This is a genomic window from Kribbella sp. NPDC006257, assembly GCF_040613535.1.
Lineage (GTDB): Bacteria > Actinomycetota > Actinomycetes > Propionibacteriales > Kribbellaceae > Kribbella.
In genome coordinates this window covers 290,097-315,674 of the sequence record NZ_JBEXSJ010000004.1, presented here as the reverse complement: position 1 = coordinate 315,674, position 25,578 = coordinate 290,097, and the positions used below count along the sequence as shown (strand labels likewise).

Genomic DNA, 25,578 nt, shown 5'->3' with positions numbered 1-25,578 from the left:
TCGTCGGTGGCAGGGGAGCGGGTCGGAAATCACGCTCTGACCTGGGGAAAGAAGGTGGTGGAGACGAGGGGACTCGAACCCCTAACCCCTGCCTTGCAAAGGCAGTGCTCTGCCAGTTGAGCTACGCCCCCGTGGGGGATCAGTGCCCGGGTGTGACCGGGTCTACGGCCTCGGCCCAGAGGTCCTGCTCGGCGCGGGCCTGCTGGGTCTTCTTGTAGACGAAGTATCCACCGACGCTGGCCAGCAGGACCAGCAGAACCTTCTTCAGCACCGGGGACTCCTTGAGATCGGTTTCGATCAGGGGTGGGCCTAACAGGATTTGAACCTGTGACCTCTGCCTTATCAGGGCAGCGCTCTAACCAACTGAGCTATAGGCCCGCAATTGCGGGGGACGAACCTCGGAGAGATTACCGCACTGATCGCCTCTCGCCCAAACCGGTTCCGGCCAGGCCCTGGAAGCACCCGGCCGGAAGCGGTGAACAGGCTCAGTCCTCGGAGGCCAACGTCACTTCGAGACCGCCCAGCAGGGTGGCCGCGATGTTGTAGAGGAACGATCCGAGGGTCGCCAGCGCGGTGATGATGAGCACATCCGCGCAGGCCAGCAGGGTGGTGAATCCCATCACCTTGCCGGTGTTCACGTAGTCCTCGATCCGGAACGGCTCGGCCGACGGGGTGCCGAGCACCTCGGAGACCGTGTTGTTGATGTTGTCGAAGACACCGGCCGCACCGATCGCCGACCAGACGATGAACACCGCGACCCAGGTGACGATGCCGAACGCGATCGAGAGCAGGAACGCGGTCTTCATCACCGACCACGGGTCCAGCCGGGACAGCCGCAGCCGCGCCTTCCGGGTCTGCGGCCGGCTCGACACCTTGGCCGCCGCATCCGTCCGGGCATCCGAGGAGGACGACGAGCCGACCTGCGTCGCGGCATCCTTCACCGCGGCCGCCTTCTCGAGCACAGCCTGCTTCGCCGCGTTCACCTTGTCACCGAACGTCTCGCCCGGCGTGGCGGTCTTGCCCGTCTGCCCATACCCAGCGGCCTTGCCGGTCGTCCCGTACGCCGGCTTCCCGGTCTCCCCGTACGCCGGCTTACCCGTCTCCCCGTACGCCGGAGTCGTGGTCCCCGTCTCCCCGTACGCCGAGTTGGCGGGCTTGGTGCCGCTGCGAGCCGCTTCGCCCGGACGCGGCTCGGGCCGACCGGGTGTGCTCGGGTTCAACGGCCGCGCGGGAGCGCCCGAAGTACCGGAAACTGGAGACGACGCCGGGCGCACCGGCGGCTGCTGCGGCGGCCGCACCGGCTTTGCCGTAGTGCCCGAGGACGACGAGGATGCAGGCCGCTGCGGCGGCGCCGGAGTGGCAGGCCGCTGACCGGTCGAGGCACGACCGTTGGAGGCCGGTGTGGCCGGTGGGTTCGGCTGCCCCTTGCCGTTGCCGCCCTGGCCCGGCCGGGCCGGCGGCGTCGGGGACTTGGAGCTGTCAGCCGCCCCATCAGGCCAGGTCGGCCTCGCGCGGTTGGTCATCAGGTGCCCTCCTGGCCGGCTTCGTCGCCTTCGACGGTAGCCGCGCCCTCGATGTCCGTCGAATGCTGGTCATCATTCTGGACGCTCTGAGGGGCTGTTTCGGTTGGCGAACCATCCACATCCTGGACACCGGCTTCGGCGCCCTCCAGCTCTTCCTCACTCACCGTGAGGTCGGTGTTACGAGCGATCGCGACCACAGCATCGGATTCCCCGACTCCGGCGAACTTCACACCCATCGTGTCGCGGCCCTTCACCGGAACGCTGTCCACCCGGCTGCGGACGACCTGACCGCTGTTCTTGATCGCGAGCACCTGGTCGGTGTCGACGACGATCAGCGCGCCGACCAGGGAACCGCGCTCGTCGTTCAGCTTGACCGCCTTGATCCCGAGCCCGCCACGACCCTGCTGCCGGTACTCCGAGACGCGCGACCGCTTGGCGTAGCCGGCATCGGTGACGGTGAAGACGTACTGCGTGTCCTCCTCCGAACCGGCCCGGATGACCGCCATCGAGAGCAGTTCGTCGCCGTCGCGGAACTTCATCCCGGTGACGCCGGAGGTGGCCCGGCCCATCGGCCGCAGCTGCTCGTCGTTCGCGGTGAACCGGATCGACTGGCCCTTCTTGGAGACCAGCATCAGGTCGTCCTCGGCGGAGGCCAGCTCGGCGCCGATCAGCTCGTCGTCCTCGTCGCGGAAGTTGACCGCGATGATGCCGCTCTGCCGGGCCGAGTCGTAGTCGGTCAGTGCCGTCTTCTTCACCAGGCCGCGCTTCGTGGCGAGCAGCAGATACGGCTCCTGCTGGTAATCGCGCAGAGTCAGGACCTGGGCGATCTGCTCGTCCGGCTGGAACGAGAGCAGGCCGGCGACGTGCGAACCCTTGGCGTCACGGGCCGACTCGGGCAGCTGCCACACCTTGGCCCGGTAGACCCGGCCCTTGGTGGTGAAGAACAGCATCCAGTGGTGGTTCGTGGTGGCGAAGAAATGCCCGATCTCGTCCTCGGCCCGCATCGTCGCGCCGCGAACGCCCTTGCCGCCCCGGTTCTGGGTGCGGTAGAGGTCGGTCTTGGTCCGCTTCGCGTAGCCGCCGCGGGTGATCGTGACGACCACTTCCTCGTCCGGCACCAGGTCCTGGACGGACAGGTCGCCGTCGGCCGCGATGATCTCCGTACGCCGTTCGTCGCCGTACTTCTCGACGATCTCGGCCAGCTCGTCGCGGATGATCGTCCGCTGCCGGACCGGGTCGGCCAGGATGTCCTCGAGGTCGGCGATGACGGCCTCGAGCTCGAGCAGCCGGTCGACGATCTTCTGCCGCTCCAGGGCAGCCAGCCGGCGCAGCTGCATGTCCAGGATCGCCTGCGCCTGGATCTCGTCGATCTCCAGCAGCGACATCAGGCCGTTGCGGGCGTCCTCGACATCCGGGCTGCGCCGGATCAGCGCGATCACCTCGTCGAGGGCGTCGAGCGCCTTGACCAGACCGCGGTAGATGTGGGCCTGCTTCTCGGCCTCACGCAGGCGGTACTTGGTCCGCCGCTGGATGACCTCGATCTGGTGGTCGATCCAGTGCGTGATGAACAGGTCCAGGCTGAGCGTGCGCGGTACGCCGTCGACCAGGGCGAGCATGTTGCAGCCGAAGGTGTCCTGCAGCTGCGTGTGCTTGTAGAGGTTGTTCAGTACGACGCGGGGCTGGGCATCGCGCTTCAGCACGATCACCAGGCGCTGGCCGGTCCGCGACGAGGTGTCGTCCCGGATGTCGGCAATCCCGGTCATCTTGCCGGTGTTCACCAGCTCGGCGATCTTCTGCGCGAGGTTGTCCGGGTTGACCATGTACGGCAACTGGGTGACGACGAGGCTGGTCCGCCCCTTGGCGTCCTCCTCGATGTCCACCACCGCGCGCATGGTGACCGAGCCGCGGCCGGTCCGGTACGCGTCGTCGATGCCCTTGTAGCCGACGATCAGCGCGCCGTTCGGGAAGTCCGGGCCCTTGATGAACTCCATGCACTTGGCGAGGAACTCCTCGCGCTCGGCCTCGGGGTTCTCCAGCGCCCAGTTCGCGGCCGCCGCGACCTCGCGCAGGTTGTGCGGCGGGATCTGGGTCGCCATCCCGACCGCGATGCCGGCCGAGCCGTTCACCAGCAGGTTCGGGAAGCGGCTGGGCAGGATCACCGGTTCCTGCGAGCGGCCGTCGTAGTTGGGGCGGAAGTCGACCGTCTCCTGGTCGATGTCGCGCACCATTTCCATCGCCAGCGGGGCCAGCCGGCACTCGGTGTACCGCATCGCGGCGGCCGGGTCGTTACCCGGCGAACCGAAGTTGCCCTGGCTCTGGATCATTGGCGCGCGCATCACCCACGGCTGCGCCAGCCGGACCAGGGTGTCGTAGATCGCCGAGTCACCGTGCGGGTGGTACTGACCCATCACGTCACCGACGATGCGCGAGCACTTGGAGAAGCCACGGTCCGGCCGGTAGCCACCGTCGTACATCGCGTAGAGGATGCGGCGGTGCACCGGCTTCAGGCCGTCGCGCACCTCGGGCAGCGCACGGCCGACGATGACGGCCATCGCGTAGTCGAGGTACGACTGCTGCATCTCCGTCTGCAGATCGAGCGGCTCGATCCGGTCGTGGCCAGGAGTGGTGGGGGTCTCGGTCATCTGATGCTCGTCCCGTTCATGTCAGACGTCGTACGTCGTACGTCGTACGTCGGTGAGGTCGGCGCGTTGAATGCGGGCGGCCCCGCGGGAGGCGGGGCCGCGGCACTCAGATGTCAAGGAACCGGACGTCCTTGGCGTTGCGCTGGATGAAGTTCCGACGGGCCTCGATGTCGTCGCCCATCAGGGTCGCGAAGGTCTCGTCGGCGCGGGCGGCGTCGTCCAGGGTGATCTGCAGCAGCACCCGGTTGGCGGGGTCCATCGTGGTCTCCCACAGCTCCTGCGGGTTCATCTCACCCAGACCCTTGTACCGCTGGGTGGCGTTCTCCTTCGGGAACTTCTTGCCGGCCTCGATACCCGCCGCCACCAGGCCTTCCTTCTCACGCTCGGTGTAGGCCAGCTCGTGCGGGCTGTTGCTCCAGCGGAGCTTGTACAGCGGCGGCTGCGCGGCGTACACGTGACCGCGCTCGATCAGCGGCCGCATGAACCGGAACAGCAGCGTCAGCAGCAGGGTCCGGATGTGCTGGCCGTCGACGTCGGCGTCGGCCATGATCACGATCTTGTGGTACCGGAGCTTCTCTTCATCGAAGTCCTCGTGGATACCGGTGCCCAGTGCGGAGATGATCGCCTGGACCTCGTTGTTCTGCAGGACCTTGTCGATCCGGGCCTTCTCGACGTTCAGGATCTTGCCCCGGATCGGCAGGATGGCCTGGAACTTGGGATCGCGGCCACCCTTCGCGGAGCCACCGGCCGAGTCACCCTCGACGATGTAGACCTCGCATTCCTCGGGGTTGGTCGACTGGCAGTCGGACAGCTTGCCCGGCAGGCCGCCGCCACCCAGCAGGCCCTTGCGGTTGCGGGCCAGGTCGCGCGCCTTGCGGGCGGCGATCCGGGCACTCGCGGCCGCGGTGGCCTTGCGGATGATCTCCTTGCCCTCCTGCGGGTTCTGTTCGAACCAGGCACCGAGCCGGTCGTTCACCACCCGCTGGACGAAGCCCTTGACCTCGGTGTTGCCGAGCTTGGTCTTCGTCTGGCCCTCGAACTGCGGCTCGGCCAGCTTGACCGAGATGATCGCGGTCAGGCCCTCCCGGATGTCGTCACCGGTGAGCCTGTCCTCCTTCTTCTTGATCATCCCCTGGTCCTCGCCGAACGAGTTGACCAATGAGGTGAGCGCGGCCCGGAAGCCCTCTTCGTGGGTGCCGCCCTCGTGGGTGTTGATCGCGTTCGCGAAGGTGTGCACGGACTCCTGGAAGGAGCCGCTCCACTGCATCGCCACCTCGAGGCTGAGCGAGTCCTCACCGGTGGCCGCTTCGAAGGCGATCACGTCGCGGTGCACGGTCTCGCGGATGCCGGTCAGGTACTTCACGTAGTCGATCAGGCCGTCGTCGTACTTGAACGACTGCTCGACCGGGTTGCCGTCCTCGGTGTGGTCCGGGCGCTCGTCGCGGATGACCAGCTCGAGGCCCTTGTTGAGGAACGCGTACTCGCGGAAGCGGGTGGACAGCGTCTCGTAGGAGTACACGGTGGTCTCGAAGACGTCCGGGCTGGGCCAGAAGGTGATCGTGGTGCCGTCGGAGTCCGACGTACCGACCTCGGCCAGGTCGGCGTCCGGTACGCCGACGGTGAAGGACTGGTTGTAGATCTTGCCGTTCTTGCGGACGTCGACCTGGAGCCGGCTGGACAGCGCGTTCACGACCGAGACACCGACGCCGTGCAGACCACCGGAGACCTTGTACCCGCCGCCGCCGAACTTGCCGCCGGCGTGCAGCACGGTCAGGACGACGGTGACGGCCGGCTTGCCCTCGGACTCGACGATGTCGACCGGGATACCACGGCCGTTGTCGACGACCCGGACGCCGCCGTCGGCCAGCAGGGTGACGACGATCTTGTCGCAGAAACCGGCCAGCGCCTCGTCCACCGCGTTGTCGACGACCTCGTAGACGAGGTGGTGCAGACCGCGCTCACCGGTGGACCCGATGTACATCCCGGGACGCTTGCGGACCGCGTCGAGGCCCTCGAGGACCTGGATCGCGCTGGCGTCGTACTCGCGGTCGACCGCTGATCTGGTGATCGCGGTGAGCGGTGCTTCTGCTTCTGCTTCGATGCCGGTGCTGTCTGCGGACGTTGTTTCGTCGATCTCGGTCGGCTCGTCGGTCACCGGCTGTTGTCCTCCTCGGACCCCGCCTGCGCGGGGCATCGAATCACAGTGCGGGCCGCCGTACTGTGTGATCAGCACCGGCGGCCACTTCAACGTCTCCATCTTACCCGTCGACCGAAGCAGAACCTGCCACCAGGCGGCCGAAACTCGGGTCAGGGCGTCTTTTCGGACTCCCGGCCATGTCCCCCCACGCACCCCGGGGGCTTCGAAAGCGCTCACAGCCCTCAGTGGCTTCTGACCGGATCGCCCCTGACGGTCTCAGGTCCGAGACTCCGCGACACGCACCCACCGGCGCTTAGGATCATGGCCGTGGAAAGTCTGGACGACGTCATCGACGCCATGATCGCCGATCGGGTGATCCACCGGCACCGCCGCAAGTGGCTGATCGTGATCGCCTTGATCCTCCTGCTGGCCGTGGTCGTCTTCTTCGCCGGCGGCTGGAAAGAGAAGAAGGGCCGCAAGGTCGAGACCCTGCAGGCACCGGTCACGTTGACCGCCGGCCGGTACGAGTACGGCCTGAAGTCGGCCGAGATCGTCCGCATCCCGAAGACGAAGTACGAGCCCGCCAGTGCCAAGGTCGTGGTCAGCCTCGACCTGAAGAACATGGACACCGAGACGAAGGAAACCGAGTCGATCCTCGGCAATCTGCTCCAGCTGGTGCCGGCCGACGGCAGCGAGTTCATCAAGTCCAGCGGCGCGATCTGCCAGGGACAGTCGAACTACCGGCTCGTCTTCGGCCTCCCCGCACTCCCTTGTACTGCGGAGTTCAAGGTGCCGAACGACTTCAAGGACCCCGTCATCGAGATCGGCGTACTCGGAGAGAAGTACGAGTCGGACAACGCGCTGCTGGGATTGTCCGACAAGCCCTACTGGCACAACGAGGCACCCGAAGCCGTCGTACAGCTCAAGTCGACGATCCGGACGGAGAAGGCGAAGTGAAGCTCTACCGTCCCGCCACGGTGCTCGTCGGCGTCCTGTTCGTCCTGCTCGGCGGAATCGCCCGGCTGGTCGACGTCGACCAGGTCTTCGACGACCCGGCCAGGGTCACCGTGCACGGCACCATCGGCGAGAAGATCAAGTTCGGCGACTCGAGCCTGACAGTGACCCGGATGCGGTTCTTCAAGGACTACCTGGCCGACGAGGACGACGACAAGCCGGTCACCACCGACGGAATCTTCGTCGCGATCGAGTACGCCGCCGCCCGGGGCACCGAGGACCCCGGGTCCAACAGCATCACGCTCACCGCCGACGGGGGGACCGTCTACGAACCGGTGGCGCAGAACTCCTCGACCGGCATCTACTTCCCGCAGCCCGGCTTCGTCCAGTCCGATGCGCTCGTCTTCGAGCTGAACACCTCCGATGTCAAAGGCCTGACCTTGAAGCTCCACACCATCGAGTTCTTCACCGGCTTTCCGGTCCGGGACCTGACCGTCGACCTGGCGATCCCGAGCGACGAGATCGCCAAACAGCTGGAGGACGGCGCCGCCGATCAGTACGTGCAGCCCGAGCGGTCGATCAGGGTCGCGTCATGAATCTCTCCGCCCGAGCGTTCCGGTGGACCGCACAGATCTCCTTGCTGCTGATCCTGGCCGGGCTCAGCGCCTACCTGACCGTGTTCAACTACCTGGGGAACAAGGAACGGGTCTTCCGGGAGGGTCCGATCACCGAGGTCGTCGGGCATGGGCCGGTGGAGATCGCCAAGGTTCGCTGGCAGCTCGACTCGCTGCAGCCCTACACCCGGCTGGTGAACAAGGAAGGCGAGAAGATCGACGTCGACCAACCGGCCGGCTCGGTCATCATCTTGGTGATCGCCTCGGTGACGCCGCTGGACGGGCTGCGGATCGACGACGGCTTCAGTTGTGAGGCGAAGCTCCGGGACGACCGCGGCAATGTCTGGGAAGACACGAGTGCCTTCGGCCTGGAGTACCCCACCTTCTGCGGGGACGACGACCACCCGATCAAGCGGAACCAGACCGCCAAGATCGCCCAGGTGTACGTCGTACCGGCAGAGGCCGTAGCGCATCTGGTCGGCATCCAGGTGGAGGACACCGACACCGACGTACTGCGCCGCGTCCTGTTCACCTGGTAGGCGATCAGGCCTTGGCCGCCGCTGCTTCCTGCTCCGCCTTCTTGGCCTCGACCTCCGCCTTGCGCTCTGCGCCGACCGAGATGCAGAGGTCGAAAGCCGCCGCCAGCAACGCGATCTGGAGGGTATCGAAGATCGCGTCGCGGATGCCGCTGGCGATATCGGTGTTCATCATTCCCCAGTGCGGCCCGTGCACGCCGATCAGGCGCTGCATCCCGACCAGCATCCAGTCGCGACCCAGCTTCCACAGCGTGTAGACGAAGCAGACCACTCCGAGGAACACCGGACCGACCCGGACCAGCAGCCGGAAGGCGTTCAGCGTCGGGTAGAACTTCTCCCGGATCCCGCCCAGGACCAGATTCGGCGCCTGGTTGGTCCAGGCGACGATCCGGCTGGCCGGCTTCGCGTTCTCGTCGATCCGGCTGCCCAGCCGGCGCTCCAGCCGGGTCCCGCGGAAGACACCGCCACTGGACAACACCCGGTGGCCGAAGACCACGGTGGTGATGGCAAGCCAGGTCAGCGGCTCACCGACTCCGAGCTTGAACAGCGGCCACAGAGTTTCCCAGAAGACGCCCCAGAGGAACTCGATGCCGGCCGGGATCGGGACGTGGATGCCGGCGAACCAATCCTTCAGCCCGCTCCACCAGTCCACCGAGAAGTACCAGAACGACCGGTCCTTGAACCACTTCTTGAAGTCCTTCACCGCGAACGGGATCACGACCACGGTCAGCAGCAGGAAGAACGCCTCGGCCCAGACCTGGACGAACTTGACCGGCCGGCTCGGCCAGCGGTCGTCGATCGCCTCGACCACCCGGCGGATCACCAGCAGGATCACAATGACCGGCAGGTACCCCTTCCAGTGCCCGTCCCCGAGCTGGAAGAACTGCGAACCGGGCTGGGTACCGCGGATGATCATGTTGTACGCACCGAGGGTGCCGACGCGTTCGTCGAGGAAGCCCCAGGCCGACCAGACCGCAACCAGCGGCAGCAAGGTGAGGGCCAGCAGCTCCATCAGCCCTTGCTGTGTTGGGTCCGAGGTCTCCTCGGCCTTGTTGCTGGCGGCATCACGCCAGCGATACAGCGAGGTGGCGCAGGTCCGGATCATGCCGACGGTGGCGGCGATCTGGACCAGTACGCCGGCCGAGAAGATCCCGACGCCGAGACTGGAATGTCCGTGCTCGGCCAGCCAGACCGCGGCATCGATCGAGCCCATGAACCCGATGTAGCCGGCCAGGAACCAGGTCACCAGGGGCAGCAGGTTGCGCCACCAGAGCCGGAAGGCGTCGGTGATCAGCTGGACCATTTCGCGAAGGCCGTCGACGAGCGTGCGCATCGCGCCCGATCCTAGGGGAGCCATGGGTCCTCCCCACAAGCTGCCGTCTCAGCCGTAGGTGTCGCGGGGGCCGCGGCCGCCGCGGACGGTGCGCGGACCCTTGCGCCAGCTGGGGGCGTTCGGGCCCTCGACCTTGACCCGGGTGACGGTGCCGTCACCGAGTTCGGCGTTCAGCCGGCGGACCAGGTCAGGCGCGAGCAGGCGGACCTGGGTGGCCCAGGCCGTGGAGTCGGTGCGGACCGTGAGCTCGGTATCGGTGTAGCTCTCCGGCTTGCAGTGCGAGGCCATCTCGGGTCCGACGATCGACGGCCAGCGGGCCATCACGCCGTGCACGGCGACGTCGACCTCCCAGCCCTGGTCGCGCATCAGCCGGCCGAGCGTGTTGGTGAGCAACTGCGGGTCGCGGTCGTCGGGCCGCGATCCACTGACCTGCGATCCGAAGCCGGGCCGGCGACGGCGCGCCTTCTTGACCGGCTTGATCGGGCTCATCCCCTTGAGCCGGCCGGCCAGGGCCTTGGCCAGTTCGAGGCCCTGCTTGTCGTGCTCCGGCGCGTCCTTCGGCGACTCGGAGTCATCCCCGGCCGCGCTCTCAAAGCCGCTCTCAGAGGAATTCCGGGGTTTTGAGCCGTCCTTGGCGGGTTCGGCCCGGGGCGCCGGCTCGGGCCGTTCGGGCACAGGCTGCGTACCGAACCCGCCGAGCAGGTCCGCGTCCGGGCGGAGATCACCGTCGCTAGGCACGCAGTACGGTCCCGTCGCCCACGTCGTACCGCACGCCGCTCAGCTCCGGCGGGACATCGGCCCCGACGGCCGCGGTGACCAGCACCTGTTCGGCCGGCGCGACCAGTTCGGCGAGCCGGTCGCGGCGCGAGGTGTCGAGCTCGGCGAACACGTCGTCGAGGATCAGCACCGGCTCACCCCCGTCCGCCTTGAGCAGTTCGTACGACGCCAGTCGCAGCGCGAGCGCGAACGACCACGACTCACCGTGACTCGCATACCCCTTCGCAGGCAAGTCACCGAGTCCCAGTACGACGTCGTCGCGATGCGGGCCGACGAGCGAAACGCCCCGGTCGAGTTCGTCCTGCCGGCGCTCGTGCACCTCGTTCAGCAAGACGGCGGCCAGCTGCTCGCGACTCGTCAGGCCGGGCTCTAGCGGTACCGACGACTTGTACTCGAGCCGGGCATCTCCCTTGCCTCGGGCAACAGCGTCGTACGCGCTGGAAACCAACGGACGAAGGGATTCCAGCAACTCCAGCCGGGTCGCGAGGAGTTCCGAACCGGTGCGCGCGAGATTGGAATCCCACACTTCGAGCGTTCGCAACTGTGCATCGGCGGCGCTCGAACGGTTCTGCCGACGAGCCTGCTGGGCACTGCGTAGCAGCGAGTTGCGTTGCTTCAGCACCCGGTCGTAATCCTGCCGGACACCGGCCATCCGCGGTGTCCGAAGGGTGAGCAACTCGTCCAGGAAGCGGCGCCGCTCGGACGGATCACCCTTCACCAGGGCGAGATCCTCCGGCGCGAACAGCACCGTCCGGAGCAATCCGAGCACTTCCCGCGGCCGCGGCACCGGCGAACGGTTCACCCGGGCCCGATTTGCCCTCCCAGGATTGATTTCCAGCTCGATGATCAGATCGCGTTCCTGGTCGCTGCGCAGCTCGGTCCGGACGATCGCCCGGGCGGCGCCGGCCCGCACGAGTGGCGCGTCGTTGGCCACCCGGTGCGAACCGAGCGTCGCGGTGTAGTGGATCGCCTCGACCAGGTTGGTCTTGCCCTGGCCGTTCGGACCGACGAAGGCCGTCACACCCGGGGCGAGCTGGACCTCCACCTGCTGGTAGGACCGGAAATCGAGCAGGCCAAGAGCGGTGACAAACACCGGAATTCCTCTGTAGGACGGATTCTGAGGGTCAGTGCTTGACCGGCGGCGTCGCGTACGACGGGTCCTCGGCGCCCTTGACCGCGTGGCCACCGAACTGGTTGCGCATCGCCGCGATCGCCTTCATCGCCGGCGAGTCGTCCTGCCGGGACGCGAACCGGGCGAACAGCGAGGCGGCGATGGCCGGCACCGGTACGGCGTGGTCGATCGCGGCCTCGACGGTCCAGCGGCCCTCGCCCGAGTCGTCGGCGTAGCCGCGGATCTTGTCCAGGTGGGTGTCTTCCTTCAGCGCGTTCACCATCAGGTCGAGCAACCAGGACCGGATCACGGTGCCTTCGCGCCAGGAGTCGAACGTCTCCGGCACGTTCTGCACGATGTCGGCGGCCTCGAGCAGCTCGAACCCTTCGGCGTACGCCTGCATGATCGCGTACTCGATGCCGTTGTGGACCATCTTCGCGAAGTGCCCGGCGCCGACCTGGCCGGCGTGCACGAACCCGAATTCGCCCTCGGGCTTGAGCGCGTTGTAGATCGGCATCAGGGTGGCGACGATCTCGTCGTCACCACCGCACATCAGCGCGTAGCCGTTCTCCAGACCCCAGACGCCACCGGAGACACCGCAGTCGGAGAACTTGATGCCCTTCTTCGACAGCAGTTCGGCCCGGCGGATGTCGTCGGTCCAGCGGCTGTTGCCGCCGTCGATCACGATGTCGCCCTCGGACAGCAGCTCGGCCAGCTCGGTCAGCACCGGGTCGATGGCCTGCACCGGCACCATCACCCAGACGATCTTCGGCTGGTCCGTCGCGGTCAGCTTGCCGACCATGTCGGCAAGGTCCTTGGCGTCGGAGATCTCCTGGTTGTGGTCGAAACCCACCACGGTCAGGCCGGCGTTGCGCATCCGCTCGCGCATGTTGCCGCCCATCTTGCCGAGACCGACAAGGCCGAGCTCCATCGTGAATCCCCTTGTTCTGTTGGCTTTTCGCTGGTCAGCTGTTCAGGCGGACCGGCATCAGCACGTACCGGAATTCGCTGATCGGCTCGCCGTCGAAGTCCTTCACGCCGGTCAGTTCGGCCGGCTTCGTCGCCTGCGTGAAGGCCAGGTGCGCGACCGAGGTGCCGATCGCGTTCAGACCGTCCAGCAGGTACGTCGGGTTGAAGCCCACGGTAACCGGCTCGCCAACTACGCGCGCCTCGATCGATTCGGACGCCTGCGCCTCGTCGCCGCTGCCGGCGTCGAGCGTGACGGTGTCCTCGGAGAATGTCAGCCGGACCGGTGCGTTCCGCTCGGCCACCAGCGCCACCCGCTTGACCGCCTCGACCAGGGTCGCGGTGTCGATCCGGACCCGGGTCGCGATCGCCGCGTCGGTCGGGATGATGCCGCGAACCTTCGGGAACTCGCCGTCGAGCAACCGGGTGGTGGCCCGCCGGTTGCCACCGGAGACCTGGCCCTCGAAGCCGACGATGCCGTCACCGGTTCCAGGAGCGGCCAGGGAGACGATGATGTCGGTCCCGGTCATCGCTTTCGCGGTTTCGGACAGCACTCTGGCTGGGATAAGGGCTGCTGCAGAGGCATCTGGCGAATTCGGCGTCCATTCGAGCTCCCGGATCGCCAGCCGGTACCGGTCGGTGGCCAGCAGCGAGATGGTGGATCCCTCGATCTCGACCCGTACGCCGGTCAGTACCGGAAGCGTGTCCTCGCGACCCGCTGCGGTCACCACCTGGGCGACTGCCTGAGCGAAAACGTCACTTCGGACGGTGCCGCTGGCGGCCGGAAGGTCCGGCAGAGCCGGATATTCCTCTGTGGGAAGCGTCTGGAGCGTGAAGCGGGAAGTGCCGCAAGTGACTTGGGCCTTCGCTCCGTCCACGGCGATGTCCACGGGCTGGTTCGGCAGACTCTTGGAGATGTCGGCGACCAGCCGGCCGGAGATCAGGCATTTGCCCACGTCCGCCACCTGGGCCGGAACGGTCACCCGGACGGAGGTCTCGTAGTCGAAGCCGGACAGAGTGATCTGCCCTTCCTCGGCCTCGACGAGAAGTCCGGCGAGGATCGGAACGCTGGGACGACTGGGCAAGCTGCGCGCGGCCCAGGCCACCGACTCGGCCAGTACGTCGCGCTCGACGCGAAACTTCACCGCTGGGTGCCTCCTGATTCGGCTGTGTGCCAGGCAGATCCTGCCACGGACAGATGTGATGTGCGCCAACAGGGCTTGACGTGGCGGTTCGGGCGGGTCGCGAATCCCGTTCTCCGGGGTTCACGAGAGCAGCCTGACAGGTCCCACCGACAGTGCTCGGACAAGGCCCGAAAGTCGGGTTTTCCCCAGGTTGGGCCGCAACACCCTTTTGTGGACTGGGACTCCCTTAGAGATTCCATAGGGTTCTTCGCACCTGTGGGAAGTGTGGAAAAGCCAGGAGTTCGCAGGTCAGAGGGCGAAAGTGGCTGGGGACGAGGTGTGGACGAACCGAGGCACTTCTTGGGACGGCTGGTGACGGACGAATTTCTCCACACAGGCGATCCACAGGCGAGACGGGAGTGTCCACCGAGATACCCACGGTTATCCACAGGACTGTCCCCAGCCTGTGTGGTTCGTGTGACCGCGTCGTAGCGCTCGGCGTACACGCTCTCCGACCCCTCCCAACCCCCGTCTTCCTTTGCGGGCCGCGCCCCGACTTCGGCCTCCTCCCAACCCCCGTCTTTCCTCCCGGGCCGCGCCCGGCCCCGGCCCGGCAAGTCATTGCTGCTTGGCCTGGTGCTTGATCCGGTTGGTCAGCTCGGTCACCTGGTTGAAGACGCTGCGGCGCTCCGACATCAGTTGCCGGATCTTCCGCTCGGCATGCATCACGGTGGTGTGGTCGCGGCCGCCGAACTGCTGGCCGATTTTCGGCAGCGACAGGTCGGTGAGTTCGCGGCACAGGTACATCGCGATCTGGCGGGCAGTCACCAGGACCCGGCTGCGACTCGAGCCGCAGAGGTCGTCGATCGACAGACCGAAGTACGAGGCGGTCTGGCCCATGATCATCGCGGCCGTCACCTCGGGCTTGCTGCCCTCGGGGATCAGGTCCTTCAGCACGATCTCGGCCAGCGACAGGTCGACCGGCTGCCGGTTCAGGCTGGCGAAAGCCGTCACCCGGATCAGCGCGCCCTCGAGTTCGCGGATGTTCGTCTGCACCTTCGACGCGATGAACTCGAGCACCTCGGGCGGCGCGGTCAGCCGTTCGGTCGCGGCCTTCTTGCGGAGGATCGCGATCCGGGTCTCGAGGTCGGGCGGCTGGATGTCGGTGATCAGGCCCCACTCGAACCGGTTCCGCAGCCGGTCCTCCAGCGCCTCCAGGCGTTTCGGCGCGCGGTCGGAGCTGATCACGATCTGCTTGTTCGCGTTGTGCAGCGTGTTGAAGGTGTGGAAGAACTCTTCCTGGGTCTGGATCTTGCCTTCCAGGAACTGGATGTCGTCGATCAGGAGAACGTCGACGTCGCGGTACCTGCGCTGGAACTGGGCGGCCTTGTCGTCGCGGATCGCGTTGATGAAGTCGTTGGTGAACTCTTCGCTGGAGACGTACCGAACCCGCGCACCTGTGTAGAGACTGCGGACGTAGTGCCCGATCGCGTGCAGCAGGTGGGTCTTGCCCAGGCCCGAGTCGCCGTAGATCAACTGTGGGTTGTACGCCTTGCCCGGCGCCTCGGCCACCGCGACGGCCGCGGCGTGCGCGAACCGGTTCGAGCTACCGATGACGAAGGTCTCGAACGTGTACTTCGGGTTCAGCCGCGCCTCGCCCTGGGCCTCGGCGACCGACGGGATCGGGGAACCGTTCGGCGGCGGCGCGACCGAGGTCGGCTGGCCGATCCGGTCCACCGGCGCGTGCTGGATCCCCTGTTGCGGAGCCGGCTGCAACTGGGTCGGCTGCATCGACTGGCCGGGCTGGAACGCCCCCGGCTGCTGCAGCGACTGCCCGGGCGCCAGCGCACCGGACTGGATCGGAGCCGTCGGCGCCTGTACGACGGGCTGCGCCGGCGCGGGCTCGCGGAGCTCGGGATCGAGCGACGGATCGACCGTCACCGCGATCCGGATGTCCCGGCCGAAACTCTCCGACAGGATCCGCTCGAGGTCGGGACGCAGCCGGGTCTCGAGCTGACCCCGGGTGAAATCGTCCGGTACGGCGACGATCGCGGTGCTCTCGTGCAGCGTCACCGGCCGGGAATTCGTCAGCCAGGCGCGCTGGTTCGGTGGCAGGCCGGCCAGGACGCGGTTCCACGCCTCGGTCAGATCCATCACTTCCGCCTTGATTTCCGCATTGGCGGACTGGTCCTCGACCACGCGTTGCTCCCCGAATCCTCGCTGCGGTGGAAGCGCCCGACCGCTGCGCCACCTTTCGACCCGACCCCCTGCCGGTGCGGCCCGGGGCCACATCGTGCAGTTGCTGTTCTCCTCGGCCGGTTTCCTCATTGTCCACACCGTTGTCCACAGTTGTGAACGAAGCGCGGAGCCACTTGGTTACCGCCCCGAGGGGAGGGGACCACTGCTGTGAGGGGCCGACGCTAACAAGTCGGGTGGTGGCCATTCAAGCCGTCATCCACAGGCTATGGATGGCAAATTGGGGGCAACCTCCGGCGTGTCGAGTGGACGCCGCACCGTAATCATGGTTGGCCTGTCGCCCTCGGTAGCGGCTTCCGTCACTGTGTGACAGTGGCCGCCGGACGTGATTCTTCCACAGGGCTGTGGAAAACTATGGGGACGGCTGGTTTGACCTGTCCACAGGCGGCCACGTACCGTGGATCGGTCGGTGTTGAACCGGCCGTTTCATGCTGCGCTCCCTGAGGAACCTGGTTTCTCGAGCGGTAGGCAGGATGCACCAAGGACAGATCTACCAGTGGATTTGTCGACATCGTGATCTCGAGTAACCGGAGTCATTCCAGTGAGCAAGCGGACGTTCCAGCCGAACAACCGTCGCCGGCACAAGAAGCACGGCTTCCGTCTTCGGATGCGCACCCGTGCGGGCCGCGCGATCCTCGCCTCCCGCCGCACCAAGGGCCGTCAGCGCCTGGCGGCGTGAGCCACCCGGCCGACACCCGCTGGTGACGGTGACCACCCCGTGTTGCCTTCGTCGAACCGGCTCCGCCGGTCCGACGACTTCCGTCGCGCCGTCCGTACCGGACGGCGCGCTGGTCGGCGCGCGGTGGTGGTCCATCTGTTCTCCCCTTCCGGCGTCCGGCCGGACGATGCCGAGCCTGCTCGCGTCGGATTCGTGGTGAACAAAGCGGTCGGCAACGCGGTTCTGCGGAACCGGGTGCACCGCCGCCTGCGTGCTGTGATGGCGGCCCGGCTCGGCGAACTGCCGGCCGGCAGTCTGACCGTCGTACGGGCGCTGCCCCCGGCGGCCACTTCGTCGTACGACGAACTGGTGGCCGATGTGGACGGCGCCTTGAAGCGTGTCCTGGACCCTCGATGAAGCACTCACCCGTCGCGTACGGGCTGATCGGCTTCCTCAAGGTGTACCGGAAGGTCATCAGCCCGATGTACGGGCAGGTGTGCCGGTTCTACCCCAGTTGTTCTGCTTACGCGTTGGAAGCGGTCGAGCGCCACGGTGCGGTGCGCGGTAGCTGGCTGGCGGCGAGGAGACTCGCCCGCTGCCACCCGTGGAACCCCGGCGGCTACGACCCCGTTCCACCTACAGATGTCGATCGCGGAGATTCCGTCTCCGCCAATCAGCCCGGACCGTCCGTTGACGCCGGGCCAGCGCAGCGAGGTGCTTGAGTGACTCTTCTGGCCATCCCCGAACTCGCTTTGTGGGACGGGATCGTAGACATTTTCAACGCCGTCATGACACCGCTGTACTGGGCGGTGTCGGCGCTGCTGGTGGGATGGCACTGGCTGCTGTCGCAGGTGTTCGATCCGGACAGCGGCTGGGCCTGGGCGCTCTCGATCGCCGGCCTGACCATCGTCATCCGGACCCTGCTGATCCCGCTCTTCGTACGGCAGATCCGGTCCAGCCGGAACATGCAGCTGCTGCAGCCGAAGATGAAGGAGCTGCAGAAGAAGTACGGCCACGACCGGGAGAAGCTCGGTCAGGAAATGATGAAGCTGTACAAGGAGACGGGCACCAACCCGTTCTCCTCGTGTCTGCCGCTGCTGTTGCAGTCGCCGATCTTCCTGGCACTGTTCCGCGTGCTCGACTACGCGTCGAAGGGCAAGGCGCACAGCGGCATCATGGAGCCGCACGTCAACTCGCTGCAGCACGCGAAGATCTTCGGCGCGGAGATCTCGCAGACGTTCCTGAAGGCCAGCGGGCCGGGCGAGACGAACGTCAAGATCGTCGCCATCGTGCTGATCATCCTGATGACCGCCACGATGTTCACCACGCAGCTCCAGCTGATGCGCAAGAACATGCCGAAGGAGGCCCTCGAGGGCCAGGCGGCGCAGATGCAGAAGATCATGCTCTACGTCTTCCCGGTCTTCTTCCTGATCGGTGGGTTCAACTTCCCGATCGGTGTGCTCATCTACTGGTTCGTCTCGAACCTGTGGACGATGGGCCAGCAGTTCTACGTGATCCGCCGCAACCCCGCGCCCGGCACGCCGGCGTTCGACTCCATGCAGGCGCGCAAGCGTGAGCAGAACCTGAAGGCCGGCCGCCCCGCGGACGCCGACGAGACCTCGACCGACACCATCACCGAGGCCCGCCCGGTCGTCCGGCAGCAGCCGAAGCGTCAGTCGCGCAGCGACCGGCGTGGTGGCGGGGCCGCTCCGGCTTCGTCGGCCGCCTCGGATACGCCGTCGAGCACCGCTGCTAGCAACGGACAGACCAAGCCGGCCGGCAACGGTCAGCAGCCCGCCGCGAAGAAGGCTGCTGCGAAGCAGCCTGCGGCCGGCGCGAAGCGTCAGCCGGCCGCGAAGTCGCGGGCCGCCCGGCAGGCAGCCCAGAAGAAAGCCGCGCAGAAGAAGCCTGGTGGCACCGGCCGCCCGCAGGACCGATAGCTGATCGGTTCGCGCCGGAAACCCTTGTTTTCCTCTGCTTTGTACCACCTGGGTCCCCGTGGGGCGGATCTCGAACCGTGAAGGAGTGGCCGTGAGCGACGGCATGCAGAACACCGAGGCGACCGACAAGTCCGCCCCGGCGGCGAACGATCACCTGAAGGCACTGGAGGCCGAGAGCGACATCGCGGCCGACTACCTGGAAGAGCTGCTCGACATCGCCGACCTGGACGGCGACATCGACATGGACATCGACGGCGACCGGGCAGCGGTGTCCATCGTCGGCGCCGACCTGAGCAACCTGGTCGGCGAGAACGGCAAGGTGCTCGAGGCGCTGCAGGAGCTCACCCGGCTGGCGGTGTACCGGGAGACCGGGGAGCGCTCGCGGCTGATGCTGGACGTCTCGAACTACCGGGCGAACCGGAAGGCCGAGCTTGAAGAGGTCGGCCGCAAGGCCGTCGAAGAAGTCAATGCCACCGGTGCGCCGGTGCGGCTGGACCCGATGACCCCGTTCGAGCGCAAGGTCGTCCACGACGTCGTCGCCGCCGCCGGGCTGACCAGCGAGTCCGAGGGCGAGGAGCCGCGTCGTCGGGTCGTCGTACAGCCCGCGTAATGAACGTGGCGTACTGCTCGTGACGGATCGCGTTTCACGTGAAACCCCGCCGCTCGTGGACAAGCTGTTTCCACGAGCGGCGGATCGGCTTGCGGCTTATGCGGAACTGCTCGCCACCGAAGGAACTCTGCGCGGCCTGATCGGTCCGCGCGAGGTGCCGCGGCTGTGGGAACGGCACCTGCTGAACTGTGCCCTGCTCGAGCGCCTGATCCCGGAGCACGCGACGGTCGCCGACATCGGCACCGGCGCCGGCCTGCCGGGGATCGTGCTCGCCATCGTTCGTCCCGATCTCGAGGTCGCGCTCGTCGAGCCGTTGCTCCGGCGCACCACGTTCCTGGAGGAGGCGGTCGAGCAACTCGGCTGCGAGAACGCCGAGGTCGTCCGTGCCCGGGCCGAGGATCTCCCCCCGGCGTCGTACGACGTGGTCGCGTCGCGCGCGGTGGCTCCACTCGGCAAGCTGGCCGGCTGGTGCCTGCCGCTGTGTGTCGAGGGCGGCCTGATGCTCGCGATGAAGGGGGAGTCCGCGGAGGACGAACTGGCCGGATCCGAACGGGAGCTGGAGGCTCTCGGAGCGGAGGAATGGCACGTTCACCAACTCGGTGTGGACGAACTGGCCCAGCCGACGACAGTCGTGAGTATTGTGGCCGGACGTGCTGCGCGGGGATCCCAGCACAGAAGACGCGGGAGGTGAGCGGGTTCGTGAGTCGCGCCCTCGGATGGCCTGACAAGAGCACCGGGGAACCCCGGACCACACAGGGGATCGGCTGGCCCACACCGGGCCCGGCATCAGTCCGCCTGGTAACCCCGGACCCGGACCCCACCCCTGACAACGAGCAGCCCACCGCCTCTTCGCCCACGACCGAAGCCGGCGAGGGCCCTGCGGCGCACGCGGCCATGCCCGTCCCCGACGAGGGTGGCGACAACCAAGTCGCAGACCCCTCGGCCCCTCCAGCAGATTCGACGGCAGCCTCTCCCGAGCCCACCGATTCTATGGAGTCCCACCCTGTCATCCCTCAGGCCACCGACCACGCAGACGCCGAGGCCCACGCCCCCGTCCCCGGCGACCCGCAGGACGCCGCTCCCAGCAACCCGCACACCGCCGGTCCCAGCAGCCTGGCTCAGAGCGACCCCCTGGTGCCCACTTCCGGCGACCCGCAGGACGCCGCTCCCAGCAACCCGCACACCGCCGGTCCCAGCAGCCTGGCTCAGAGCGACCCCCCGGACCCCACTCCCGGCGACCCGCAGGACGCCGCTTCCGGCCACCGGCAGGGCTCCGCTACCAGCGGACTCCAGGATTCCGCTCCCAGCGATGTCCATGAGGCTGCGCCCGGTGGTTCGACCCCGCCGTCGATCACCGCCTTCACCGGCGGTGCTGTAGCCCCCAGCCCCGTCGCCGTAGCCGAGCCCAGCGTCCCGTCGACCGACGCGCGAGACCTGTCCGACGACTCGCCGGTCATCGCCGGCTCCCCTTCACCGCTTCGTGCGGCAGCCTCGATCGGGCTCGGAAGCGATCCACTCGAGACCCCGTTCGCTCCTGTTTCACGTGAAACCCCCACCGCCGTTTCACCCGCAAGGGAGCCCGCCGCCACCGACGAGGAAGAGTTCCCAGAATCCCCACGACCTGTGGATGACTACCCCCTGGAAACACCTCCTCACGCGGGAATTCATCCACAGAGGCCTGTGGATGAACCTGGGGGCAAACCTGCCCCGACCCCAACGGACATCCTCTTCGGGCCAAGTCCCGCACCTATTGGAATGGGCGCCATGACTGCCGCACAGATCGCCGCGCGGGCCACCTCGGACGAGCTACAGCGACGACTTCTCGAAACTCCGATCGCCGCCGCCACCGAACGGACCTTGCTCGTGAACGAAGGACGCACCATGGGCCGCGAGTTCCCGCTGCCCGCCGAGACCCGGGTCTTCGTCGTCGCCAACCAGAAGGGCGGCGTCGGTAAGACCACCACGACGGTGAACGTCGCTGCCGGCCTCGCGCTGTACGGCGCGCGGATCCTGGTGATCGACCTCGACCCGCAGGGCAACGCGTCGACCGCCCTCGGCATCGAGCACTCGGAGGGAACCCCGGGTGTCTACGAAGCCGTCATCGAAGGCGAGCCGCTGAGCAAGCTCCTCGCGCCGTGCGCCGAACACCCCGGCATCATGGTCGTCCCGGCGACCATCGACCTGGCCGGCGCCGAGATCGAACTGGTCAGCATCGTCGCCCGCGAGAGCCGGCTGAAGAAGGCACTCGACGCGCACCTGGCCGAGACCGAGGCAGCGGGCGAGAAATACGACTACGTCTTCATCGACTGCCCGCCGTCGCTCGGCCTCCTCACCGTGAACGCGTTGACAGCCGCGCGTGAGGTCCTGGTCCCGATCCAGAGCGAGTACTACGCGCTCGAGGGCCTGTCCCAGCTCCTCCGCCACATCGACATGGTCAAGTCGCACCTGAACCCGACCCTGGATGTCTCCACCATCCTGCTCACGATGTACGACGCCCGCACCAAGCTCGCCGGCGAGGTGGCAGCGGAGGTCCGCGGCCACTTCCAGGACGCCGTGCTGCGAACCGCCGTGCCGCGCTCGGTCCGGATCTCCGAAGCACCCAGCCACGGTCAGACCGTGCTGGCCTACGACCCGGCGTCCGCCGGCGCGCTCTCGTACCTCGAGGCCAGCCGTGAGATCGCGATGCGCAACAACGCCTGACAGTTCTCGCTGTGGCAGTCGGTCGCTCCGCTTGGATGCAGCTTTGTTGGACCTCTGCGGATGCGGACGGTGTCTCGATTGGCAATGGGGTAGCGAGGTAGTGCCGCGAGTGGCTGGGGGACCGGCTACCGTGGCGCAGTGGTTCCGGAGCTTCTCCGGTGGTGTTATCTAGGTACGGGGGCGGCATGACGAAGTTGTTCTCAGTTCAGGGCAGTCGAATTTCTAGGGAGCGTCGATGAACACCCGACTCGGACGTGGACTCGGTGCGCTGATTCCCAGCACGACCACTCCCGGCAGCACAGCCCTGGGCAGCAAGTCCAGCTCGATCCCGGGCGCACCGCCCGCCAAGCCGGAGCCCGACCTCGCAGCAGTCCCGGGCGCCGAGTTCGCGGAGATCGAGGTCGACAAGATCTCGCCGAACCCGAAGCAGCCGCGCAGTGTCTTCGACGAGGACGCGATGGCCGAGCTGGTCCACTCGGTGAAGGAGATCGGACTCCTGCAGCCGATCGTGGTTCGCCGGCTCGAGGACGACAAGTTCGAACTGGTGATGGGCGAGCGCCGCTGGCGCGCAACCCAGTTGGCGGGCCTGACCACCATCCCGGCGATCGTCCGCGATACCCAGGACGACGTGATGCTGCGGGACGCACTCCTGGAGAACCTGCACCGTAGTCAGCTGAACCCGCTGGAAGAAGCCGCGGCGTACCAGCAGATGCTCGACGACTTCGGCTGCACCCAGGAAGTCCTCGCGACCCGGATCGGCCGGTCCCGCCCGCAGATCTCGAACACCCTCCGTCTCCTCAAACTCCCGTCGGGCGTTCAGCGCCGAGTAGCAGCTGGAGTCCTCTCGGCCGGCCACGCCCGCGCTCTCCTTGGGCTTCCCAGCGGTGACGCCATCGAGCGCCTCGCCCAGCGCATCGTCGCGGAAGGCCTCTCCGTCCGCACAGTCGAAGAGATCGTTGCCCTGGGCGACATGTCGGCCGAAGACCCGATCCCACCTCGCCGTCGCAACAAGCCGGTCGCCCCTCGCCTGGTCGACCTCGCGGACCGCCTCTCCGACCGCTTCGAAACCCGCGTCAAGGTAGACCTAGGCAAAACCAAGGGCCGCATCACTGTCGAGTTCGCCTCCATCGACGACCTAGAACGAATCGTCACCCTGATGGACCCCAACAAGCCCACCGACTAACCCCACCACCACCCCCAGCGCCCCCCGCCCCCTCGGCCGGAGGGCGCTCCTGTTTCGGCCAACCATCGCCCACACCCTCTCCGTTCCACGTGAAACACCCGAACCGCCGCCGCGCCTCCACCCCCGTTCCACGTGAAACCTCCGAGCAACCACCCGGCTGGCTCGTCCCTCCGTTCCACGTGAAACCGACAGCCTCCCAGCCCCAAGACCACCCAACCTCCGCAACCGGAGGCGCCTTAGGATCCCGCTCACAGAACTTTCCGACCCACCGTCCGCAGCCAGCTCCGGTCCAGACCCCACCACCGGGCCCTGCAGCTTCAGTCAGTCCCCCCATCTCCGGCTGGCGCCCGTCTCACGTGGAACGCCGCTAGCGAATGGAGGTCGCCCTCTGATCATCGATCCACGACACGCGCCCGCCGCCGATCACCCGACAGGCCGCCGTCGCCGCACCACCACCACCTCGGCCTTATCCCGGCACCCACCCCACGCCCAGCCGCGCGACCCAGCCGCGCGACCCAGCCGCGCCACCCCGGCCGCGCGACGCCAGCCACTGACGCGATCAGCCGACGCGATCAACTGGCGCCGGTCAATCGACGTCCGGGCTCGCGAAACAGCCATACAAAAGCTCCGCAAGCCACCGTTTGGCGCGCGCACTTGGCGTTTCGCCGACACCTGGCGCGCCGTGAACCGACGAACTGACGGCCAGATGTTCATCCCCTTGACCGACCTCTCAGGCCGACTTGTGGAGATGTCGACTCTCCACCTTGCTACTCCCCGTAGGCCGATCAGAAGGCCCACCCGAGGCACCGACCCAATCCAATCGCCCAGCACCTTCTGGCAAACAAGCCCCGACGCATGTGCAACGAAGCGGCAACACCCGATGAGCTGTCTCGCGCCCGCACTCCTACTCGCGGTCGTTGACCACCGGACTGAGCCGCCGACTAGCCGAGCAAGGGGTGGATGCCGAGACACCGACGGGAAGTGCAACCCGTGGTGGATGAGCGGACCGGAGCTCCTTGTCGGGAACCGGGTGGGAAGCGGGCGGGGAGCTGCGGCCGGCGACTGCGGCGGGGGATGCGCGCGGGGATGCGCGGGGATGCGGCCAGGGATGCGCGGGGGATGCGCGGGGGATGCGGCCGGGGAACTGTCGGCGACAGGAACTCCGGGTGGCAGCTTCGGCGGCGAATGCGGGTGGCAAGTGTGGACGTCCGCCGCTAGTTGGGCGGCGCGGCCAGGATGGAGTCCGGACCGAGAGATTTGGGTGGGCATCTTCGAGCGAGGTGGGCGGTGGGAGTGGAGGTTCGGGTGCGGATGAGACCGAGAACCTCACCTCCGAGGCACCGCGCGATGGAACTGTGGTCCTGACGCGCAGGTCGGGGCGTTCAGATGGAGATGTGCGCGCCCGGACCCCCGGGGGCATGGCCCTGAACGCGAATGGAGTGGAGCCTGAGACGTGCACGCCCGGCAGCCGTGTCGGCCGGTAGTCCGACTGAGACTCTCTGGAGGAGCTCGAATGGGGGACGGGCGTCGGCACTCCGCTCGGCATGAGGGTGTAGGTGAACGCGCCGCTCCTGAGTAGCCGGGCGGCGAGTTCGCCGACCATGCGAGAGTCGACCGCGCCGAAACGGCGAGTGGCTGCACTGATGCTGTCGACGATGGCGAGGAAGACTTCCTCCAGCCGCTGGTTGCCTCCGCTGCGGTTTGCCGGAGGTGACGCCGTTGAGGTGGACCTGCTGCCGTGGCCAGGTGACGGCGCTGGTCCCGTGATCCTGTTAAGTGCAGGCCCCAATCGCGCGGCAGGTCAAGCTCCTGCCGGGCCGCATTACCCCGGCCGTGCACTCGTTCAGCGGGAACCGGGTGGCCTCGTCCAGTTCGCTGGTTGGAACCCGGTAGCTCAGATGCCAGCCCGGGTCGGGACAAGTAGGCGGGGGCCCGGACACGGCATGCCTTGTCCCAGCCCTCATGATCCTGTCCGAACCTGCGGGGCTGGTGTCCGGAGCCGCGCAATGATGTCCGGGTTCCGTCTTGGGGCTGGACGCACGTGGGTCCGGCCTGGTGTCTCGGGCGCCAGCCGTCGGGCTCTCCGCGGTGTCGGCGGCGCTGAGACGGCCGTCGTGGTGATGGCGGTGGCGCCGGGGGGTTGCATTCTGCCGGGAGCTCTCGGCCGCTCGCTGAGTGGGATGGCTTTCCGGTGTCGACTCTGGTCGGTTGCGGCGGGCCGTCTGATGCGGAGGGTGTCGAGGCCGGGGGTTCAACTGGCCGAGTATTGGTTCTGCCTGGCTGGGTGGCTGGATTCGGGCTTCCGGAGATGACAAGCCGTGTTGCGCATTGAGTTCTGCCAGGTGGCGGATGTGTCCTTCGGCGGCTCTTGTGTGGAGCTTAGGTCTTGCTGGGTGGTCTTCTTGGGCGGTCGATGTCGGGTGGAGAGATTTGTCGACAAAGGGATTTAGAGACGTGTCGGCCGATGTTTCAAGTGCAAAATCGGCCGAGGGGGGGGTGGGGGGGGGGGTCAGG

General features: G+C 67.3%; 21 protein-coding genes and 2 tRNA genes. 11 read left to right on the top strand and 12 right to left on the bottom strand.

The window, feature by feature from the left end:
* Positions 1 to 55 precede the first annotated feature (55 nt).
* From ABZ004_RS07640 to gyrB, 6 genes are all read right to left on the bottom strand, one after another.
* Positions 56 to 131: transfer RNA gene (locus ABZ004_RS07640), tRNA-Ala, on the bottom strand.
* 8 nt (positions 132 to 139) lie between these two features.
* On the bottom strand, positions 140 to 268 hold the full coding sequence (locus ABZ004_RS07635) for a DLW-39 family protein (RefSeq protein WP_355678994.1): 129 nt from the start codon (positions 266 to 268) through the stop codon (positions 140 to 142).
* Between the two features lie 36 nt (positions 269 to 304).
* A tRNA-Ile gene (locus tag ABZ004_RS07630) sits at positions 305 to 378 on the bottom strand.
* A gap of 107 nt (positions 379 to 485) precedes the next feature.
* Complete coding sequence (locus tag ABZ004_RS07625; RefSeq protein ID WP_355678956.1) at positions 486 to 1,523, bottom strand: DUF3566 domain-containing protein; 1,038 nt, start codon at positions 1,521 to 1,523, stop codon at positions 486 to 488.
* Complete coding sequence (gene gyrA, locus ABZ004_RS07620) at positions 1,523 to 4,165, bottom strand: DNA gyrase subunit A (RefSeq protein ID WP_355678955.1); 2,643 nt, start codon at positions 4,163 to 4,165, stop codon at positions 1,523 to 1,525. Before gyrA ends, ABZ004_RS07625 begins: the two co-directional genes overlap by 1 nt.
* 106 nt (positions 4,166 to 4,271) lie before the next feature.
* Positions 4,272 to 6,320, bottom strand: coding sequence for a DNA topoisomerase (ATP-hydrolyzing) subunit B (gene gyrB, locus ABZ004_RS07615; protein ID WP_355678954.1), 2,049 nt, complete (start codon positions 6,318 to 6,320; stop codon positions 4,272 to 4,274).
* 309 nt (positions 6,321 to 6,629) lie between these two features.
* Here gyrB and ABZ004_RS07610 point away from each other — a divergent pair, with 309 nt between their 5' ends.
* Genes ABZ004_RS07610 through ABZ004_RS07600 form a run of 3 tightly spaced genes read left to right on the top strand, consistent with a single transcriptional unit; the run spans position 6,630 to position 8,409 of the window.
* Positions 6,630 to 7,259, top strand: coding sequence for a hypothetical protein (locus ABZ004_RS07610; RefSeq protein WP_355678953.1), 630 nt, complete (start codon positions 6,630 to 6,632; stop codon positions 7,257 to 7,259).
* Positions 7,256 to 7,852 carry a hypothetical protein gene (locus ABZ004_RS07605; protein WP_355678952.1) on the top strand — a complete coding sequence of 199 codons (597 nt, stop codon included), beginning with the start codon at positions 7,256 to 7,258 and terminating at the stop codon, positions 7,850 to 7,852. Before ABZ004_RS07610 ends, ABZ004_RS07605 begins: the two co-directional genes overlap by 4 nt.
* Entirely contained in the window at positions 7,849 to 8,409 is a 561-nt protein-coding gene (locus ABZ004_RS07600; RefSeq protein WP_355678951.1) for a hypothetical protein, read from the top strand. Before ABZ004_RS07605 ends, ABZ004_RS07600 begins: the two co-directional genes overlap by 4 nt.
* Before the next feature lie 4 nt (positions 8,410 to 8,413).
* On the opposite strand, the gene ABZ004_RS07595 is transcribed toward ABZ004_RS07600, so the two are convergent.
* From ABZ004_RS07595 to dnaA, 6 genes are all read right to left on the bottom strand, one after another.
* Entirely contained in the window at positions 8,414 to 9,763 is a 1,350-nt protein-coding gene (locus ABZ004_RS07595; RefSeq protein WP_355678950.1) for a hypothetical protein, read from the bottom strand.
* 24 nt (positions 9,764 to 9,787) lie between these two features.
* A complete protein-coding gene (locus tag ABZ004_RS07590; protein ID WP_355678949.1) occupies positions 9,788 to 10,477 on the bottom strand; it encodes a DciA family protein in 690 nt (229 codons plus the stop codon).
* On the bottom strand, positions 10,470 to 11,609 hold the full coding sequence (recF, locus tag ABZ004_RS07585; protein ID WP_355678948.1) for a DNA replication/repair protein RecF: 1,140 nt from the start codon (positions 11,607 to 11,609) through the stop codon (positions 10,470 to 10,472). The genes ABZ004_RS07590 and recF overlap by 8 nt, the downstream gene beginning before the upstream one ends.
* 31 nt (positions 11,610 to 11,640) lie before the next feature.
* Positions 11,641 to 12,558: a phosphogluconate dehydrogenase (NAD(+)-dependent, decarboxylating) gene (gnd, locus tag ABZ004_RS07580; protein ID WP_355678947.1), complete on the bottom strand. Its 918-nt coding sequence runs from the start codon at positions 12,556 to 12,558 to the stop codon at positions 11,641 to 11,643.
* A gap of 34 nt (positions 12,559 to 12,592) precedes the next feature.
* Entirely contained in the window at positions 12,593 to 13,738 is a 1,146-nt protein-coding gene (gene dnaN, locus ABZ004_RS07575) for a DNA polymerase III subunit beta (protein WP_355678946.1), read from the bottom strand.
* A 597-nt stretch (positions 13,739 to 14,335) separates the two neighbouring features.
* A complete protein-coding gene (dnaA, locus tag ABZ004_RS07570; protein WP_355678993.1) occupies positions 14,336 to 15,871 on the bottom strand; it encodes a chromosomal replication initiator protein DnaA in 1,536 nt (511 codons plus the stop codon).
* Positions 15,872 to 16,514: 643 nt separating this feature from the next.
* Between dnaA and rpmH the strand changes: the two genes are divergently transcribed.
* The 8 genes from rpmH to ABZ004_RS07530 all read left to right on the top strand — a co-directional run bounded on the left by rpmH (position 16,515) and on the right by ABZ004_RS07530 (position 23,064).
* On the top strand, positions 16,515 to 16,652 hold the full coding sequence (gene rpmH / locus ABZ004_RS07565) for a 50S ribosomal protein L34 (protein WP_133979874.1): 138 nt from the start codon (positions 16,515 to 16,517) through the stop codon (positions 16,650 to 16,652).
* A gap of 39 nt (positions 16,653 to 16,691) precedes the next feature.
* Positions 16,692 to 17,048, top strand: coding sequence for a ribonuclease P protein component (gene rnpA, locus ABZ004_RS07560; RefSeq protein ID WP_355678945.1), 357 nt, complete (start codon positions 16,692 to 16,694; stop codon positions 17,046 to 17,048).
* Complete coding sequence (yidD, locus tag ABZ004_RS07555) at positions 17,045 to 17,353, top strand: membrane protein insertion efficiency factor YidD (protein ID WP_355678944.1); 309 nt, start codon at positions 17,045 to 17,047, stop codon at positions 17,351 to 17,353. Before rnpA ends, yidD begins: the two co-directional genes overlap by 4 nt.
* Complete coding sequence (gene yidC, locus ABZ004_RS07550; protein ID WP_355678943.1) at positions 17,354 to 18,571, top strand: membrane protein insertase YidC; 1,218 nt, start codon at positions 17,354 to 17,356, stop codon at positions 18,569 to 18,571. It abuts the gene before it with no gap.
* Between the two features lie 103 nt (positions 18,572 to 18,674).
* Entirely contained in the window at positions 18,675 to 19,181 is a 507-nt protein-coding gene (locus tag ABZ004_RS07545; protein ID WP_355678992.1) for a R3H domain-containing nucleic acid-binding protein, read from the top strand.
* A gap of 55 nt (positions 19,182 to 19,236) precedes the next feature.
* Complete coding sequence (rsmG, locus tag ABZ004_RS07540; protein ID WP_355678942.1) at positions 19,237 to 19,872, top strand: 16S rRNA (guanine(527)-N(7))-methyltransferase RsmG; 636 nt, start codon at positions 19,237 to 19,239, stop codon at positions 19,870 to 19,872.
* A 1,073-nt stretch (positions 19,873 to 20,945) separates the two neighbouring features.
* Entirely contained in the window at positions 20,946 to 21,881 is a 936-nt protein-coding gene (locus ABZ004_RS07535; RefSeq protein ID WP_355678941.1) for an AAA family ATPase, read from the top strand.
* A 235-nt stretch (positions 21,882 to 22,116) separates the two neighbouring features.
* Positions 22,117 to 23,064 carry a ParB/RepB/Spo0J family partition protein gene (locus tag ABZ004_RS07530; RefSeq protein ID WP_355678940.1) on the top strand — a complete coding sequence of 316 codons (948 nt, stop codon included), beginning with the start codon at positions 22,117 to 22,119 and terminating at the stop codon, positions 23,062 to 23,064.
* The last annotated feature ends 2,514 nt before the right edge of the window (positions 23,065 to 25,578 follow it).

What these genes read in the sequence shown, in the direction of transcription:
- ABZ004_RS07625 (WP_355678956.1), bottom strand. Translation starts at nt 1,523, where the DNA reads ATGACCAACCGCGCGAGGCCGACCTGGCCTGATGGGGCGGCTGACAGC.
- gyrA (WP_355678955.1), bottom strand. Translation starts at nt 4,165, where the DNA reads ATGACCGAGACCCCCACCACTCCTGGCCACGACCGGATCGAGCCGCTC.
- ABZ004_RS07600 (WP_355678951.1), top strand. Translation starts at nt 7,849, where the DNA reads ATGAATCTCTCCGCCCGAGCGTTCCGGTGGACCGCACAGATCTCCTTG.
- ABZ004_RS07595 (WP_355678950.1), bottom strand. Translation starts at nt 9,763, where the DNA reads ATGGCTCCCCTAGGATCGGGCGCGATGCGCACGCTCGTCGACGGCCTT.
- gnd (WP_355678947.1), bottom strand. Translation starts at nt 12,558, where the DNA reads ATGGAGCTCGGCCTTGTCGGTCTCGGCAAGATGGGCGGCAACATGCGC.
- dnaA (WP_355678993.1), bottom strand. Translation starts at nt 15,871, where the DNA reads ATGGATCTGACCGAGGCGTGGAACCGCGTCCTGGCCGGCCTGCCACCG.
- yidD (WP_355678944.1), top strand. Translation starts at nt 17,045, where the DNA reads ATGAAGCACTCACCCGTCGCGTACGGGCTGATCGGCTTCCTCAAGGTG.
- ABZ004_RS07545 (WP_355678992.1), top strand. Translation starts at nt 18,675, where the DNA reads ATGCAGAACACCGAGGCGACCGACAAGTCCGCCCCGGCGGCGAACGAT.
- ABZ004_RS07535 (WP_355678941.1), top strand. Translation starts at nt 20,946, where the DNA reads ATGACTGCCGCACAGATCGCCGCGCGGGCCACCTCGGACGAGCTACAG.
- ABZ004_RS07530 (WP_355678940.1), top strand. Translation starts at nt 22,117, where the DNA reads ATGAACACCCGACTCGGACGTGGACTCGGTGCGCTGATTCCCAGCACG.